Source organism: Chryseobacterium caseinilyticum, from assembly GCF_014837145.1.
GTDB classification, from domain to species: domain Bacteria; phylum Bacteroidota; class Bacteroidia; order Flavobacteriales; family Weeksellaceae; genus Chryseobacterium; species Chryseobacterium caseinilyticum.
In genome coordinates, this window is sequence record NZ_JACYFS010000004.1 from 145,621 (window position 1) to 162,842 (window position 17,222).

Annotated in this window: 15 protein-coding genes; 2 read left to right on the plus strand and 13 right to left on the minus strand. The window is 36.5% G+C overall.

All coding sequences use genetic code 11. The annotated features are described in order from the left end of the window. Nucleotides 1–11 precede the first annotated feature (11 nt). From IC610_RS13575 to folE, 9 genes are all read right to left on the minus strand, one after another. The gene (locus IC610_RS13575; RefSeq protein WP_191737357.1) at nucleotides 12–500 is read right to left on the minus strand and encodes a hypothetical protein; all 489 of its coding nucleotides are present in this window, start codon (nucleotides 498–500) and stop codon (nucleotides 12–14) included. Nucleotides 501–668: 168 nt separating this feature from the next. Further along, entirely contained in the window at nucleotides 669–1,178 is a 510-nt protein-coding gene (locus IC610_RS13580; protein WP_056076193.1) for a ferritin, read from the minus strand. A 193-nt stretch (nucleotides 1,179–1,371) separates the two neighbouring features. Further along, on the minus strand, nucleotides 1,372–1,833 hold the full coding sequence (locus IC610_RS13585) for a hypothetical protein (protein WP_191737358.1): 462 nt from the start codon (nucleotides 1,831–1,833) through the stop codon (nucleotides 1,372–1,374). A gap of 181 nt (nucleotides 1,834–2,014) precedes the next feature. Further along, nucleotides 2,015–3,067: a hypothetical protein gene (locus IC610_RS13590; protein ID WP_191737359.1), complete on the minus strand. Its 1,053-nt coding sequence runs from the start codon at nucleotides 3,065–3,067 to the stop codon at nucleotides 2,015–2,017. 138 nt (nucleotides 3,068–3,205) lie between these two features. Then, nucleotides 3,206–5,857, minus strand: coding sequence for a 4-alpha-glucanotransferase (locus tag IC610_RS13595; RefSeq protein ID WP_191737360.1), 2,652 nt, complete (start codon nucleotides 5,855–5,857; stop codon nucleotides 3,206–3,208). 126 nt (nucleotides 5,858–5,983) lie between these two features. After that, nucleotides 5,984–7,150, minus strand: coding sequence for a T9SS type A sorting domain-containing protein (locus IC610_RS13600; protein ID WP_191737361.1), 1,167 nt, complete (start codon nucleotides 7,148–7,150; stop codon nucleotides 5,984–5,986). A gap of 229 nt (nucleotides 7,151–7,379) precedes the next feature. Continuing rightward, entirely contained in the window at nucleotides 7,380–8,846 is a 1,467-nt protein-coding gene (gene cysS / locus IC610_RS13605; RefSeq protein WP_191737362.1) for a cysteine--tRNA ligase, read from the minus strand. Nucleotides 8,847–8,952: 106 nt separating this feature from the next. Beyond that, on the minus strand, nucleotides 8,953–9,429 hold the full coding sequence (locus IC610_RS13610; RefSeq protein WP_056076176.1) for a hypothetical protein: 477 nt from the start codon (nucleotides 9,427–9,429) through the stop codon (nucleotides 8,953–8,955). A 5-nt stretch (nucleotides 9,430–9,434) separates the two neighbouring features. After that, nucleotides 9,435–10,103 carry a GTP cyclohydrolase I FolE gene (gene folE / locus IC610_RS13615; RefSeq protein ID WP_047447041.1) on the minus strand — a complete coding sequence of 223 codons (669 nt, stop codon included), beginning with the start codon at nucleotides 10,101–10,103 and terminating at the stop codon, nucleotides 9,435–9,437. Nucleotides 10,104–10,202: 99 nt separating this feature from the next. On the opposite strand from folE, the gene IC610_RS13620 reads away from it, so the two are divergent. Then, on the plus strand, nucleotides 10,203–11,357 hold the full coding sequence (locus IC610_RS13620; RefSeq protein WP_191737363.1) for a hypothetical protein: 1,155 nt from the start codon (nucleotides 10,203–10,205) through the stop codon (nucleotides 11,355–11,357). 19 nt (nucleotides 11,358–11,376) lie between these two features. After that, nucleotides 11,377–11,868 (plus strand): hypothetical protein, encoded by a 492-nt coding sequence (locus IC610_RS13625; RefSeq protein WP_191737364.1) that lies wholly within the window; start codon nucleotides 11,377–11,379, stop codon nucleotides 11,866–11,868. A gap of 49 nt (nucleotides 11,869–11,917) precedes the next feature. On the opposite strand, the gene metF is transcribed toward IC610_RS13625, so the two are convergent. The 4 genes from metF to IC610_RS13645 all read right to left on the minus strand — a co-directional run bounded on the left by metF (nucleotide 11,918) and on the right by IC610_RS13645 (nucleotide 17,192). After that, nucleotides 11,918–12,874, minus strand: coding sequence for a methylenetetrahydrofolate reductase [NAD(P)H] (metF, locus tag IC610_RS13630; RefSeq protein WP_056076163.1), 957 nt, complete (start codon nucleotides 12,872–12,874; stop codon nucleotides 11,918–11,920). 7 nt (nucleotides 12,875–12,881) lie between these two features. Then, the gene (locus IC610_RS13635) at nucleotides 12,882–13,250 is read right to left on the minus strand and encodes an EF-Tu C-terminal domain-related protein (RefSeq protein ID WP_191737545.1); all 369 of its coding nucleotides are present in this window, start codon (nucleotides 13,248–13,250) and stop codon (nucleotides 12,882–12,884) included. After that, nucleotides 13,217–15,883, minus strand: coding sequence for a methionine synthase (gene metH, locus IC610_RS13640; RefSeq protein ID WP_191737365.1), 2,667 nt, complete (start codon nucleotides 15,881–15,883; stop codon nucleotides 13,217–13,219). The genes IC610_RS13635 and metH overlap by 34 nt, the downstream gene beginning before the upstream one ends. Nucleotides 15,884–16,100: 217 nt before the next feature. Continuing rightward, on the minus strand, nucleotides 16,101–17,192 hold the full coding sequence (locus IC610_RS13645) for a fatty acid desaturase family protein (protein WP_191737366.1): 1,092 nt from the start codon (nucleotides 17,190–17,192) through the stop codon (nucleotides 16,101–16,103). Nucleotides 17,193–17,222 lie beyond the last annotated feature (30 nt).

Sequence of the window (17,222 nt, forward strand, 5' to 3'; positions counted from 1 at the left end):
TACTGTTAATTTTAATATGATTCTCCATCACAATTATCTGGAGGCGCAAGACTGCCGTGATTTTGAGCCATTGCATTCACTGTAGCTAAAGCAAGTCTCCTTTCGTCAGTGCTTTCTAATGGGTTAAAATCTCTGTGAATTGTCTGCCCAGATGAACTGTCTTTTTTGGTCGGAATCATAATGAGGGTATGGCATTTGTGATACTCTTTTTTAATATCTGCATCCTCACAATTCTCAGGATAAGCTGCGTAATACATTCTTATTCCCAGATCTGCATCCGTAACCGATGAATCTGAACTTCCTGCCAAATTTTCTATATCAGCTATAAATTTTTTGAGCTTTGGCAGATCAAACCAAATCGAATGAGCATCTTTTACTCCCAGATGATCAGCTGTACATTGCAGCTGATTGGTTCTGTACTGTTCTACTGCGGCTTTGATAAATTCTGCACTCAGGCTGTTTGCACCGCCTCTTTCTCTTCTGTCAAATTCTTGTCCCATGATGTTAATTAGTTTTCTACAAAAATGAAGAAAATTCAGTTACTAAAAAACAGTATTTTCCCTATTTCACTACCGTATTTTTACGGATATCATTTTTAATTTAAATCCAGATAAAGAAAAACCCCGAAAAATGAATTTTCAGGGTTTAGAATATTTAATTTTAAAATTTTACGCTTTTGTGTCCGGAACAAATTTTCTTGTTGCCAGCTCCTGGTCAAAAAGGTATAAAGCTGAAGGGTTGTCGCAAACCATTTTGATTTTGGTCACATATTGTGAAGCACTTGCTTCCTCTTCTACCTGCTCGTTGATGAACCACTGAAGGAAAGATGTTGTAGCAAAATCTCCTTCGTCATTGGCATTTTTCACGATATTGAAAATACTTCTTGTTACTTTCTTTTCGTGCTCCAAAGCTTTTTCGAAGATATCTGTAGCATTAAGAAACTCGTGAGGAGGTTTTGCAATTTCCCCGATGATGATTTCTCCGCCTACGTCATTTAAATAGTCAAACATTTTGTCTGCGTGCATCAGTTCTTCTTTGCTCTGAACTCTGAAGTAATTGGCAATTCCGTCAAGATCTCTTGCAGAAAACCATGCAGACATTGAAAGATAATATTGAGCAGCATATTGCTCGTGTGCTATTTGTTCGTTTATAAGTTGTGCAATTTTTTCGCTTACCATAATTTTTAATTTATCCTCAAATTTACGGAATATAAGGCGGTTGGTAAAACGATGAAAGAAATTTAATTTTAGATTAGATAAAAACTAGGGTTCAGATTTTCCTTCATCCTACTTTCTGATTTGAGTAAAAAAAAAGAGCGGAAAATAAATTTTCCGCTCAAACCACACATTAAAAAATCAAATTATGAACTCACTATTTGGTAGGCTCCACTGCCGGTTTCATTGGCTTATGGTGAGGTCTGTCGCCTTTTTTTCTGTCTTTCATTGCCATTTTTCGCTGTTCCATCTTTGCGTTTCTGTCGGCTTCCCATTTTTTGTACTGTTCAGGATTCAGAATGCTTTTCATTTCGTTATCCATTTGTGCTCTTTTGTCTTTCATCTCCTTCATCTTCGCCATTCTCATGTCTTTATTTTTATCGAATTCAGCCTTTCTTTCTGCTCTTTTCTTATCATGAAGTGCCTGAACTTTGGCTACCTGATCTTTAGATAAATTCAGATCTTTCTGCATTTTATCCAAATGATCCTTTTCTCTCTGTTGCATCTTCTGCTGCATTTCAGCTCTTTTAGCTTCTCTCTGCTCAGGTGTAGGTGCTTGCTGAGCCATTGCCAAACTTCCGAATCCTACTAATGCGATTGATAATATTAATTTTTTCATTTTATTAAAGGTTTAATTAATTGTTTTGTATTGGTTTGATATAGATTTTATTTAAAAGTTAAAAATTAATTTCATAAAAAATGTTAAATTTAATTATTAATAATTCACCCATAATTAAAAATAAAAAGAGAGTAGGCAACAAAACCCACTCTCTACACCACTCAAATATAATATATGAAAACTAATTTCCTGCTAAACGGGTTCTGAACCCTCCACTTCTTTCTCCACCACCGGAATTTCCTCTTCCAGAAGGACTTTCACTTCTCTGTGGCTTCGATTCTCCTCCATTTCTAAAACCTCCACCTGATCTAGGTGCACTACTCTCGTTTCTTGGCGCACGGGTTTCATTTCTGAATCCTCCACTTCTCGGTGTGCTGCTTTCAGTTCTCGGCTGACTGCTCTCATTTCTGAAACCACCACCTCTCGGCTGGCTGTTCTCTGATCTTGGCTGACTGCTTTCATTTCTAAAACCGCCGTTGCTGCGTGGTTGCGATGTTGTATTATCTCTGAAACCACCGTTACCTGGTCTCGTTCCCGAGTTACTGTTGTCTCTGAAACCGCCGTTCGGATTTCTTGTCCCTCCGTTTCCTGCATTTCCTCTAAAACCTGATTCGCTATTATTTCTGAAGCCAGAACCTCTCACCACATTTAGTGTTGGATTTGCTGTTCTTCTGAATTCTGTTCTGTTGACTTTATAAATATTGATATTTACATTTCGGTATCGAGGCATCACTCTGAATCTTGGCGCATAATAACTTCTTCTGTAATTCTGGAAGTAGACGATCGGCGCGTTTCCTCTGTAATAGTTATTCTGGAAAACCACAAAAACTCTCGGTCCCATAATTCTTTCTAAAGCGTAGAATCTGTCGTAATACCACCTGTCCGGATTGTAGCTGTAGAAATTATTCCATGTTGCAAAATTACTGTAGAGGCTGTTCAGATATAAAATCTGGTCGATTTGCCATCTCGTTAATCTGTTTTGTCTGAAAAACACATTCCAGTTGATATTGGTAACCGAGTTTCTGTAATCGTTGTAATAGCTCTGATAATAATCCTGTGGATAGTAATCCTGCGGATAATTGTAGTAATAATCATCAGGGAAATAATTCTGATCGTCTTCATCACTGTAATATCCGTCAGAGTAACCATTATCTCCGTATCCGTAATTTGGATATTGCTGAGCCATCGACAAAGTCGCAAATCCCAAAGCAAATCCCAAAAGTATTTTTTTCATTTCTATAATCATTAATTGTTTATAATGTTTTGAATCTCTCAATTCTATCTTTTGGATATAGGAAAAAAAAAGAAGTTAAATCTTACGATAAAACTTCTTTTAATTTAAATTTAAATAACTGATAATCAGTTGTTAAATTTATAATCTTCCACTGTCTTCAATCCAGTTTTTAATCTTTGAATTGAAGTTTTCTTCTTTATTGAGTTCTTCAAGACCCACATGCATTCTGTATCTCCAGTAGTGCGGGAAAACAGCAGGATTATTAATTCTTTCATTATCAATCTTTGGATTTGAAAGTGATTCCTCCGTCGCCAAAAACTCCTGAATCGGAAATATCGCCAACATAGAATCATTGTAAAGATGCTGCTTCATAATGATTTCAGCCAAGTAGGGTTCTAAGCTGTCGGGAGCCTTTCCGTATTGGTTGAGCTGCTCATTGTAGTACTTTTGTGTAAGTTCCGAATCCTCTTTCCACCACTGTCTCAGGGTAGAACTGTCGTGTGATGACGCTGTTACCACATTCATATAATCCGCACGCTTGGGATTGTAAAAAGGCACATTGTCTGAAGGCATTCTCTGTACTTTTAAAGCCACTATTGCCAGCTCATCCATCACCACAGGCACACAGTCCGGAACAAGACCAAGATCTTCACCGCAGATAAGCATTTCTGTAGCATTCAGAATTACAGGAAGTTTTTCCATCGCTTTTTCGTACCATAAACCATCCTGTCTTTTGAAGAAATAATCGTTATAAAGATGGTAGATCGTCCGTTTTTCCCAATCAGATAAATACTGGTAAGACTCTGTTTTATATACATTAAATCTTGGATGGTAAACCGTTTCTCCATCTTTTTCTTCCGTTAAAAAAAGAACATTTGCCGCCAGAGAAATTAACTGCTCACTGATATCTTCATTAGGTTTCTTCTTAAAATGATCTGACAGCTTTCTTTGAGTATCAAATTCAGGTTTAAAAGTGTACGTACCGTCAGGATTATGATTCAGATACTCCAAAGCTTTCGTGTGGTTGTCACCAAAATATTTCCAGAGCATATGATCGTTAATATACGGTTTGCAGTAACGGTCAAAATCAAACGGCAGATGAAGATTTCTGAATTCTTCTCCAGTCACAGGAACCGCAGGATAAAAATACCCCAAAATCCCCTGTGTAGCTGAAATCGGCATTCTCCAGATTCTGAAAAATCCGAGAATATGATCAATTCTCATCGCATCAAAATACTGTTCCAAGGCTTTGAATCTGTTTTTCCACCACTGGTAGCCATCATTTTTCATCGCTTCCCAATTGTAAGTTGGGAATTCCCAGTTTTGACCTAAATCTGTAAACTGATCCGGCGGTGCTCCGGCCTGAAAATCCATCCCGAATAATTCAGGTTCAGTCCACGCTTCCACGGAATAACGGTAAATTCCGATCGGCAGATCTCCTTTAATGGAAATCCCCAGACCGTGCATGTAATCAACCGCATCTTTCAACTGTTTATGAAGCTGAAACTGCACCCATGAATGAAGCATAACCGCCTCGTAATCTTTATTTTTAGCTGTAAAAAGCTGAGAAATTTTTCCTGCGATATACTTTTTATGCGTTTTCCACTCTCCGAAATTCGGGGTTTTGTATTTGTCTCTTAAGACACAAAACGAGGCATAAGGCACAAGCCAGCTTTCATTATCTTTAATGAAATTTTTAAAATTTCTGTCCTTAAAAATCTTTTCTTTCTGCTCCTCAAAAACCGCTTTTATAAATTTCCATTTCCCGGAAATCATTTTTTCGTAATCGATGAGTTCGAGGGAATTTAATTCTTCTTTCTGAACACTGTATTCTTTAACTAAATCCTTCGGCAGAGCATAATCAAGCTTTTCTAGAGAAAGATATTGTGGATGCAGAGCGTAAACCGACACCGCCGCGTAAGGATAAGAATCTGTCCACGTGTAATTTGCCGTCGTATCGTTAATCGGTAAAATCTGAATAATGCCTAAACCTGTTTCATTGTTCCAGTCAGCAAGTTTTTTCAAGTCCGGGAATTCACCTACACCGAAACCATCTTCTGTTCTCAGCGAAAAAACGGGTACCGCAACACCGGCGTCGTGATACATCTGATAAGATTTAAACTTAAAATAATGATCTGAAACGATGTGCAGAACATCCTTGTTTGAATTTGGGTAAACCAATCTGTTAGCACCCGATTCTACATCGATGATTTTATTCTGCTCACTGTCAAAAATGCAGTATTTATACTCTACAGGATAATGTTCTGAAATTTCTACCGAAGCTTCCCAAACACCAAAATCGGTCTGAGAAAAAACGACTGCCCTGTTGTAATCCCAATTTCCAAGTGATTCTGAGCTACCGAAAAGTGCTATCTTCCAGTTAGCATGATAAACCGGTGCAGCTATTTTGAAAAGATGGGTATGTTTTTTTAGAATGCTGTTTTTTTCAGGTTTAAAACCTGTCAGCTTGTTTTTTAAAATCTTGTTGGTAAGATAATTTTCCGGAAAGTTTTTTTTATTCCAGAAATCAGAGATCACAAACTCTTTGTATGTGTGCGGAAATGATAGTTCATGATTAACCCCCTCTTCAGAAATAACGTTGCCCTGTTCATCTTTAACGCAATATTTGTATGAGATGTTTTTAGAAAAAAAGTCAACTTCCGTTTTCCAGACATCAAATTCGGTTGTCTGCATCTGGTGATCGTGCTTCCCCTGATCATCGGAATTGATTGAAACAAATAAATTTTCTCCCTGTTTTGTAATATATCTTATACTAAAATATAATTTCATCTATCTATTTTTGGATAAAAATAGTGTTTTATTACGTAAAACAACTGATTTTCTGCATCAATTATTTATTAAAAAGCCCCTCAAATTAAAATTTGAGAGGCACACATATAAATGGCAAAATTGAAGCTATTTAGTTTTCAGAACTTTTTTCGAAGCAATTACTTTTCCTGAATTATCAAAAATACTTACGAGATAAGCACCCTGAGAAAGATTGGACAATTCAATTTTTTCATTGAGATTTCCGTCTTTCACAGAGATTTTTCTGCTCAGAACATTTTTACCAGAAAGATCAAAAATGTCAACTTTTATATTTCCCTTGATTTTTGTCTGATTTAAATTGACGTAAATGAAATTCTCATCTACTCTTGTCGGATAGATTTCAGCATTGATTATCGGAGTAGTTTCCACTGCTTTTCTGTCATTCAGAAAATATTTGCTCGCCAGATCATAAATATGAAGATTGGTTTCTCCAGCCAGTTGATTTGCTTCCAGACTTTCGAAATTCACTTCAAATAAAGCATTACCTTTAGCACTTGCCACCACAATTTTTCCTTTAGAATTTACTGCAGCACCATTAACTGAATAATTTTCAGGAAGACCGGAGATTTTACCTAAAAAGTAAGCTTCCAGATTTTTAGGAGACACTTTAAACACGTTTCCTGAAGCAGCAAAAACATATAAATTACCTTCTGCATCCGAAATCATATCCCCACCAAAACCAGTCTCCATTGCTGTAAACGAGTTTTTACCATTGGAAGCGGCATCTTTCACAATACCTAAATCTAAAACAGAAAACTGTCCGTTTTTCTTTGAAATCTGCAGCAATTGTGTTCCGGCATTATTCAGTGCATAAACAGCTCCATCGTAGCCCAAAGTCATTCTTGTAATGTGAGAATTAATGTCGCAAGATGTTACTTTTGCTACACCATTTTCAACCAAAGTAATTTGCTTTGTTTTCTGATTCAAAACATAAATATTTGAAGAAAACATAGGCATATAAATCAGATTTTCCTGTGATAAATCTGTAGCGAGTGCAGCCAGATTCATCGCCTGCGAATTTCCGTACGAAGTTTTATCTTCAGCAACTTTGGTTCTGGAATTTTGCGAAAACACTTCAGATTGAGAAACAGATGTAAAAATCTGTGTACCGGAACTGCCATCCGTATTCATCGCGCGGATATCACTGAATTCAATTCTTGGAGAATCTTTACCTGCCAGTGCAAAAAAGTCCTGCTGTGCATTGACTGTATTTCCGAGTAGCAACAGAACAATAGGGAATAAAAGTTTTTTCATATTTTCAATATTTAAATTGTAATTGTTTTAGTCTTACTAAGTTAAACATTTTTTGAATTGGAAAGAATTTTTTTTTAGGTTGAGGTTGAGGTTGAGGCCATGATTGAGAATATTTCATTTGTTAATGGCACAAAAAATCCCGCAGATTTTAGAGCTCAGGCAACAAATTACTTTTTTAAATCTGCTGCATGCATAAAATCTGCGGGAGATGTATTTAGGAGAAATCCTTTTAATTTAAAACATATGAAGTTCCGTCTCTTCCATCTTTCAGTTCAATTCCTTCAGCCAAAAGTTTATCTCTGATCTGATCTGAAAGTTCAAAGTTTTTAGATTTTCTGGCCTGATTTCTCAGTTCGATTAAAACCTGTAACGTCTGGTCGAGTTTTTCATTATTATTTTCTTCAATTGCCTGAAGACCCAGAACATCGAATATCAAAGCATTTAAAGTTGATTTTAAATCTGCTAAATCGTCAGTAGAAACTGTTTCTTTTTCCTCTTTTAATGCAAAGATAAATTTCACGGCTTCAAATAAATGTGCAATCAAAACCGGTGAGTTGAAATCGTCTGTCAGAGCATCATACGCTTTGGTTTTCCATTCTTTGAGATTAAAACCAGATTCTTTCTGATCATTTGGTGTAATTGAATTTAAAACTTTTACCGCTTCCATCATTCTTGTAAAACCTTTTTCACTGGCCAGCATTGCGTCATTGGAGATATCCAAAACACTTCTGTAATGCGCCTGAAGAAAGCAGAAACGAACGATTGTAGGATGAAAAGGTTTTTCGAAGAAATCGTTTTCACCTGAAACCAACTGTTTAGGTAAAATATAATTTCCGGTCGACTTGCTCATACGCTGTGAATTCATGGTCAGCATGTTGGCGTGCATCCAGTAGTTTACCGGTTCTACGTCGTTACAAGCTTTTCCCTGTGCGATTTCACACTCGTGGTGAGGGAATTTTAAATCCATTCCACCTCCGTGGATATCGAATTTGTCGCCCAAATATTTTGTACTCATCGCAGTACATTCGAGGTGCCATCCCGGAAAACCTTCTCCCCAGGGAGAATTCCAACGCATGATGTGTGCGGGAGAAGCTTTTTTCCACAAGGCAAAATCCTGTGGGTTTTTCTTTTCGCCCTGTCCGTCAAGATCTCTGGTGTTGGCAAAAAGTTCTTCTATATTTCGTTTTGAAAGTTCACCGTAATTCAAACCTCTTTTGTTGTATTCCAAAACATCAAAATAAACTGAACCGTTGCTTTCGTAAGCAAAACCTTTTTCGATTAATTTTTGAGTCAGTTCGATCTGTTCAACGATGTGACCGGTTGCTGTCGGCTCAATATTTGGCGGCAGAAGATTGAACATTTCAAGAACTTTATGAAAATCGACTGTATATTTTTGTACGATTTCCATGGGCTCTAATTTTTCCAGACGGGTCTGCTTCACGAAACGGTCGTTGTTGACGTCTCCATCGTCAGTTAAATGTCCAGCATCAGTAATATTTCTTACATATCTTACTTTATATCCCAAATGCATTAAGCTTCGGTAAATAAAATCGAAAGAAAGAAAGGTACGCACATTTCCCAAGTGCACGTTGCTGTAAACCGTCGGTCCACAAACGTACATCCCGACATTATTTTCGTGGATTGGTGTGAATATTTCTTTTTCCGCTGTGAGCGAATTGTATATTTTTAGTTGCATTATTTGATTTGAAATTTGAGGTTTGAAATTTGAAATTTGAAATTAATTCATTACAAATTAGCCACAACAAATAATGGTTGTGATGAAAATCTGGCTTGAAACTTTTCTAAATTTTATCATTGCTTATATTTATTACATTAGATTTTGAAGCTCCAATGTCGTCTCTTAAAATTAAAATATCTTGATAAAGTTCTGTTAAAACTCTATTTCCCCCTAGATCAGAATAATTAACTTCTGAATTTATAAGGGATGTAAGTTTTTCTTCGAATTTACTTAAACATCCAAACTCTTCTTCAAGATCAGCCAGATTTAAAGGATCCATTGGATTTAAATTCACTTTTTCTAATTCTTTTCTTCGGAAAATTTTGATTAACAGATCATAAACTTCAAAATCCTGAATTTCAATCTCTAAAGTTCCCTTTTCAAAATTATATTTAACTTCAATATAATCTTTAACTTTGGAGAAAATTTCAATGAAATTCTTTTCATTTTTTATCAAAACTACATTCTTGAAATAAGATATTTCATATCCATATCTTTCGGAAAGTAATCTGATATTTCTTTTTATAATCTGATTAATCATCGCATTTAATAATCCAGTTTCGCGTGGCTTCCTACATAATGCAGAAACTCCTGTCTGGTAATCGGATTGGTTCTGAAAATTCCACTTAATTCAGCAGTAATGGTTGAACTTGCGGTATCTTTTATTCCTCTGCAATTTACACAAAGGTGTTTTGCATCGATGATGCAGGCAACATTCTGAGTTCCTAAAGCATCTTTCAAAGCATCAACAATCTGCATCGTCAGTCTCTCCTGAACCTGAGGTCTTTTCGCATAGTAATCAACAATTCTGTTAATTTTCGAAAGTCCGATCACATCACCACTCGAAATATACGCAACGTGTGCTCTTCCGATTATTGGCAGGAAGTGATGCTCGCAGAATGAGTAAACGGTGATGTCTTTTTCCACCAACATCTGGCGGTATTTGTATTTGTTTGAAAATGTAGAAATTCCGGGTTTGTTTTCAGGAAGTAATCCACCGAAAATTTCATTGACATACATTTTGGCAACTCTTTTGGGAGAATCTTTTAATGAATCATCGGTCATATCAAGACCAAGTGTTTCCATGATTTCTCCGAAGAGTTGGGTAATTTTTTCTATTTTTTCCTGTGGCGATTTCTCAAAGGCATCTTCACGAATCGGCGTATGCTCTTTCCCTGTGAAAATATCATCATCGTTATCGGTAAAATCAACCATTTTTATTTATTTTGCAACAAAAATACGGATAAAATTAATTCTATATTTTAATTTAAACCTAAATTGAATTACCTTTCCCATCTAAAGCCGATAAAAAATATGGTCATTGCAGAAGAAGTACTGAATAACGCACAAAAGAAAGAATTTTTGGAGTTTCCCGCGAGACTTTACAAGAATGATGAAGCGTACATTCGACCATTAGATAAAGATATTGAGTTCGTTTTTGATCCTCAGAAAAACAAGTTTTTTGACAACGGTGTCTGCAAACGTTTTTTATTTTTAAATGAAAATGGCGATACCGTAGGAAAAGTTGCCGTATTCAATCATCAACTTTATCTTCAGGATCAACCAACCGGTGGAATTGGTTTTTTTGATTGCATTAATGATCAGGAAACAGCAAATTTCATTTTTGATTTCTGTAAAAACTGGCTTAAGGAAATCGGAATGGAAGCTATGGATGGCCCTATAAATTTTGGAGAACGGGATAAATTCTGGGGCGTTTTAATAGATGGTTTTACTCCACCTTTGTACGGAATGAACTATAATTTCCCTTATTATAAAGATCTTTTTGAGAATTATGGATTTCAGGTGTATTATGATATGCTGTGTTTCAGCAGAAAAGCACACGCTCCTACTTCCAGAATTTTTAACCTGATGCACGCAAAGCATTCTAAAAACGAAAATTTTTCTTCAAAGCCAGTGACCAAAGCGAACATGGATAAGTTTGCCCAGGATTTTTTTGAACTTTACAACAAAACTTGGGAAAGCCATGGAGGCGGTAAGCAGATGAATTTAAAGGAAGTCAAAAAAATGTTTGATAAGATGAAACCAGTAATGAATGAGCACATTGCGTGGTTTGCATACGAAAACAACAAACCGATAGCAATGTGGATCAACATTCCGGATTTAAACCAATGGTTTAAATATTTGAACGGAAAATTCGGATTTTTAGATAAACTGAAATTTTTATATTACAAAGCCACAAAAACCAATACCAAGTTTGTCGGACTGATCTTCGGAGTGGTTCCTGAATGGCAGAATAAAGGCGTGGAAGGTTATTTGATTGTGGAAGCGGCCAATCACTTCAGAGTTGCTACGGAATTTTTAGATTTTGAAATGCAGTGGATTGGGGATTTTAACCCTAAAATGCTGGGGCTGGCAAAACATCTGGAGACTGAAGTAACAAGAAAACTGGCAACCTACCGATATTTATTTGACCGCACAAAAGAGTTTGAAAAGCATCCGACAGTTTAAAATTTAAAAAAATAAAATCATGGAACCATTAATTTTTGTCGTTATCTTATTTTTCATTTTTCTGTTGTCTATTCCTGCAATTATTTTTCTGATTGCTTATTTAGCGGCACAAAGCAGAAAGAAAAAACAGAAAATTCTTCTGGAACAAATAGGCACTCCGGAATATCATGCTTTTGTAAGGTACAATATGGGAAATACGCAAAATGAGTTCTTTAAACTGAAAGCGTTTCAGGGAAGCGGAATGATTTATATTGAAGACCGTAAGATCATTTTCAGAGATACTTTAAATCAGAATCCGCATACATTCAATTTGGATGAATCGTCAATAAGATGGGAAGATATCAATCTGGTAAATGGACTGTTGAAATGGTTTTCGGTGAGCGATGATACAAAAAAATATTTTTTTAATATCGACAGCGGAATGTTTATTTTCAATACCAATTCTTCAAAACCGACGACGAAAAGTGTTTTTGATCAGTTGATTCAATATCAGACAGAATATAAACAATAAGGCTTCAGAAAATCTCTGAAGCCTTATCTTTTTCACTTTTACTAACTATTTAAAACAGCTCTCCAGCCACTTTTTTAATATTATCACTTTTACCCATCGAGTAAAAATGCAGTACAGGAACACCAAAATCAAGCAATTCCTTGCATTGGCTGATGGCCCATTCCACGCCGATCTGTTTTACGGCTTCATTGTTTTTCGCACTTTCCACGGCATTAATCAAATCTTCAGGAAGATCAATTTTGAAAACCTGCGGCAGTAATTTTAAATGCTTTTTAGTTGCAATCGGTTTAATTCCCGGAATAATGGGAACTGTAATTCCCATTTCACGGGCTTTGGTTACAAATTCGATGTACTTTTTATTGTCAAAAAACATTTGGGTTACGATATAATCTGCGCCGGCATCTACTTTTTGCTTGAGCCATTTCAGATCGTAATTCATTGATGGGGCTTCCATGTGTTTTTCGGGATAACCGGCAACTCCGATGCAGAATTTGTTGTGCTCATCGCAGGCCTGATCGTCGTGAAGATACTTTCCTCTTCCCAAATTATTGATCTGATTCACCAAATCCATAGCACTTGAATGACCGCCTGGAGTGGCTTCAAAATACTGATGACCTTTCATCGCATCGCCACGAAGTGCCATAATATTGTCTATTCCCAAATACATACAGTCTACCAAAAGATATTCTGTTTCTTCTTTGGTAAAACCTCCACAAAGCAGGTGTGGAACAGTATCTACATTGTATTTATGCTGAATTGCCGCACAAATTCCCAAAGTTCCGGGACGCATTCTCGTGATTCTGCGCTCCATCAAACCGTTTCCTTTGTCGATGTAAATATATTCTTCTCGTGAAGTCGTGACGTCAATAAATGGAGGTTTAAATTCCATTAACGGGTCGATATTTTTATATAAATCTTCAATCCCGATTCCCTTTTGAGGCGGAACTACCTCTAAGGAAAATAGAGTTTTGCCGTTGGCGTTTTTTATGTGGTCTGTGATTTTCATTTTATTTTTAAATATCTTTCTTTAAAGTTTCGTTTTTGATTTTCTGAATCTCTCCAATTCCAATAATTTTTGAACCCTCTATAAATTCGAATTTTAATCCTTCAAATAATTTATTTTCGAAAAATTGTGGAGATAGTAATGTTATTTCTGCTTCGACCGCATCACCAGGGAAAACCCATTCTTTATTAATGAAAACCTGTCTCCCAGATGAAGTTATTTTCTCAAAATCAAACCTCATTTGAGGCCTATATCCTGATTTTGCGGGAGTCATTCTACCACCTTCATCGGTTGTTCTATATCTTAAATAGGCAATAAAGTCGAAATCATCTTTCATAATCTTAATTAAATTCCATCTGCCAAATTCGGGTTCAGCCATTTTTTGGCTTCCTGTAAAGAAATTCCTTTCCTTACAGAATATTCTTTCAACTGATCTTCTGAAATTTTTCCTAAACCGAAATATTTGGCGTGCGGACTTCCAAAATAATATCCGGAAACCGCTGCTGTAGGGAACATCGCTAAACTTTCAGTAAGATAAACACCGATTTCTTCTTCTACATTTAAAAGATCCCAAATCGCATGTTTCTCCAAATGATCCGGACAAGCGGGATAACCCGGTGCAGGACGAATTCCTTTATATTTTTCGGCAATTAAATCTTCGTTGCTTAAATTTTCCTGATTGGCGTAACCCCAATATTCTGTACGCACTTTTTTATGTAAAAATTCTGCGTAAGCTTCTGCAAAACGGTCGGCGATGGCTTTTACCATGATGGCGTTGTAATCGTCGTTATCTTTTTCATACTGATCAGACAGTTCATCCGTTCCGAAACCTGTGCAAACACAGAACGCACCCATGTAATCGGTCTTTCCTGAACTTTTAGGTGCAATAAAATCACTCAGCGCGATATAATCTTTACCTTTTGATTTCTGAACCTGTTGTCTCAGCGTTAAAAATTTGACTTTTTCCTGATCATTTTCATCAAAAATTAAAATGTCATCAGTCTCGGTTGAATTGGCTTTGAAAATTCCAAAGATCGCTTTGGCAACCAAAAGTTTTTCATCTACAATTTTCTTCAGGATTTTCTGTCCGTCTGCAAATAATTCTTTTGCCTGCTCGCCTACAACCTCATCATCAAAAATATTCGGATACTTTCCGTGGAGATCCCAGCTTCTGAAAAACGGTGACCAGTCGATGAAAGGTATTAATTCTTCCAAATCCTGATTTTCGAAAACCTGAATTCCTAAGTTATTGGGTGTGAAAATTTCTTCATTTTCCCAATCGATTTTAAACTTATCTTTTCGGGCATCTTCAATGGAAACATAGTTTTTATCAACCTGTCTGTTCAGGAACTTTTCCCTGAAATCTGAATAATCACTTTTCAGATCATCCACATATTCTTTATTTCGGTCTCCAAGCAATGAACTCACCACGTTTACCGCTCTGGAAGCATCATTCACGTGAACGACAGCGTTTTTATATTTTAGATCAATCTTAACAGCTGTGTGCGCTTTCGAAGTTGTTGCACCACCGATTAATAAAGGGAAATTTAAATTTTGTCTTTCCAGTTCTGAGGCAATGTAGACCATTTCATCCAAACTTGGCGTGATCAATCCACTCAAACCAATAACATCCACGTTGTGATCAATGGCTGCCTGAATAATTTTCTCGGCAGGAACCATCACTCCCAAATCGACAATATCATAATTATTACAACCCAAAACCACACTCACAATATTTTTTCCGATATCGTGAACGTCGCCTTTAACGGTTGCCATCAGAATTTTTCCATTCGGTTTCTGGGCCACATCTTTTTCGGCTTCGATGAATGGCTGAAGATAAGCTACAGCTTTCTTCATTACCCTCGCAGACTTTACCACCTGTGGGAGAAACATTTTTCCGCTTCCGAATAAATCTCCGACAACGCCCATTCCGGTCATCAGATTGACTTCAATCACGTGGAGTGGCCTTTCAGACTGCAATCTGGCTTCCTCAACATCTTCTTCGATAAAACGGTCGATTCCTTTAACCAAAGAATGCGTAATTCTGTCCTGCAAAGGATGAGTACGCCATTCGAGTTCTTCTACTTTTTCTTTTTTAACCGATTTATTCCGTTCAGAATAATCTAAAAGGCGCTCAGTAGCATCTTCTCTTTTGTCGAGAATTACGTCTTCAACCAGTTCTAAAAGTTCTTTATTGATTTCATCATAAACCTCAAGCATGGCCGGATTTACAATACCGATGTTCATCCCAGCCTGAATCGCATGATAAAGGAAAACTGAGTGCATCGCTTCACGCACCGTATCATTTCCACGGAACGAGAACGAAACATTGGAAACGCCACCACTCACCGAAGCGTAAGGAAGATTTTGCCTAACCCAACGTGTTGCTTCAATGAAATCGATTGCGTTGCGACGGTGTTCATCCATTCCTGTTGCAACGGGGAATATATTTAAATCGAAAATAATATCTTCAGCAGGAAATTTAACCTCATCCACCAAAATATCGTAAGAACGTTTGGTAATTTCAAGTCTTCTTTCGTAATTATCAGCTTGCCCGACCTCATCGAATGCCATAACAATTACCGCAGCTCCATATCTTTTAATGGCTTTTGCGTGTTTTACAAACTCTTCTTTTCCTTCCTTTAAACTGATCGAATTCACCACACATTTCCCCTGAACAACCTGTAAACCAGCTTCCAGAATTTCCCATTTGGAAGAATCGACCATGATTGGAATTTTGGAAATATCCGGTTCGGAACCAATAAGGTTCAGGAATTTGATCATGGAAGCTTTTCCGTCGATCAAACCGTCGTCAAAATTCACGTCAAGGATCTGAGCACCGCCATCCACCTGATCTCTTGCGATATCTAAGGCTTCAGAAAATTTCTCTTCTTTTATTAATCTTAAAAACTTTTTAGATCCGGCAACATTGGTTCTTTCACCAACGTTGATAAAATTTGATTCCGGAGTAATAATCAGTGGCTCAAGCCCTGATAATCTTAAATATTTCATGTTTTTTTTAATCTAACAATTGATCAGTTTAACAGTTACCAATGTTTGGAATCTCTAAATTGATTTGTTTTTAATTTAAATTTTTATCATCATTTTGAACACTAAGTTTTTTTTAAATACTTACTGTTTTGAGTTTTACAAAACCTTAACGTTGTAAAAGCACACTAAGTTCTTAAATATCAACTGTACTCAATATTCAGCTTCTATTTTAACCCATTTATTCTTCTAAAATAAAATAAGCGTTGTTTGCATTTTGCTTCAGCAAATCGACATGTTTACCCAAAGCGGTAAAAATTGGAAATCGTTTGTACCCCAGATTATTTTCTCTGGCGAACTGCTCAATTTCCTCTGTGATTTCATTATAATACATATAGCTGTAATTTGGGAAAAGATGATGGGCAACGTGAAAGTTGAAATTTCCCAAAACGTTTCTCACGAACCAGTTGTTTTCTTTTAAATCATTGGTCACCTCAAGCTGATGACGGATCCAGCTGAAAGGAAGTCCGTTTTTTTCATCCAGTTTAGGAAAAGCATTGTCTGGCAGCGGATGCAGTGGCAACAGTACAAAAAGTGCAAAAACACTTGCCGCAATCACTTGTAAAAACCAAGCAGCCAGAGCCAAACCTATTGAAACTTTAAAAAATAAAACAGGAACGGCAATCTGATAGAAAAAGTAAAATAATTTGAAACTGATCATTTTAATTTTTTCCGAAACCGGAATTTTTCCCTGCGTTTTTAAAATCACTCTTTCCTTATCAAAAAAATCCCTGAAATCTCTGATAAACATCCAGTTGAACAAATATAGAGGATACACCAAAAAGAAAAAGAAGTGTTGGAATTTCTGAATTCCTTTAGCCTTAATCCATGGAACGATCAGTAAAAGTCCGCTTTGCTCGATGTCAGTATCCCAGCCATCTACATTTGGGTAGGCGTGATGCGCTGCGATGTGACGCTTCTTCCAGATGTAGGAATTGGCACCGACAACATCGAAAATCTGCAAAACGAGACTGTTGAGTTTTTTATTTTTAAAGATATTGTTGTGCGCCGCTTCGTGAATTAAATTTAAATAAATTAAAACCAGAGAAATCCCCATCAACACAAAACTCGAAATATAAACCCAAGGCCTATCTGCATTGAAAAGCGCAAACACATACAAACCAAAATAGACCAAAGGCAAAATAATGGCTTTGATCTGAATGTAAACATCTCTGTTTTGCGGAAGTGTTTCTACACGCTGGTTCACTCTTTTTCTTAATTCATTAAACAGTTTGGTATCGTCGGAATTTTTAAGGTAAAATGGCTTTTCCATAAGATCGTTGATTTGGATTTAAAAAAAAGT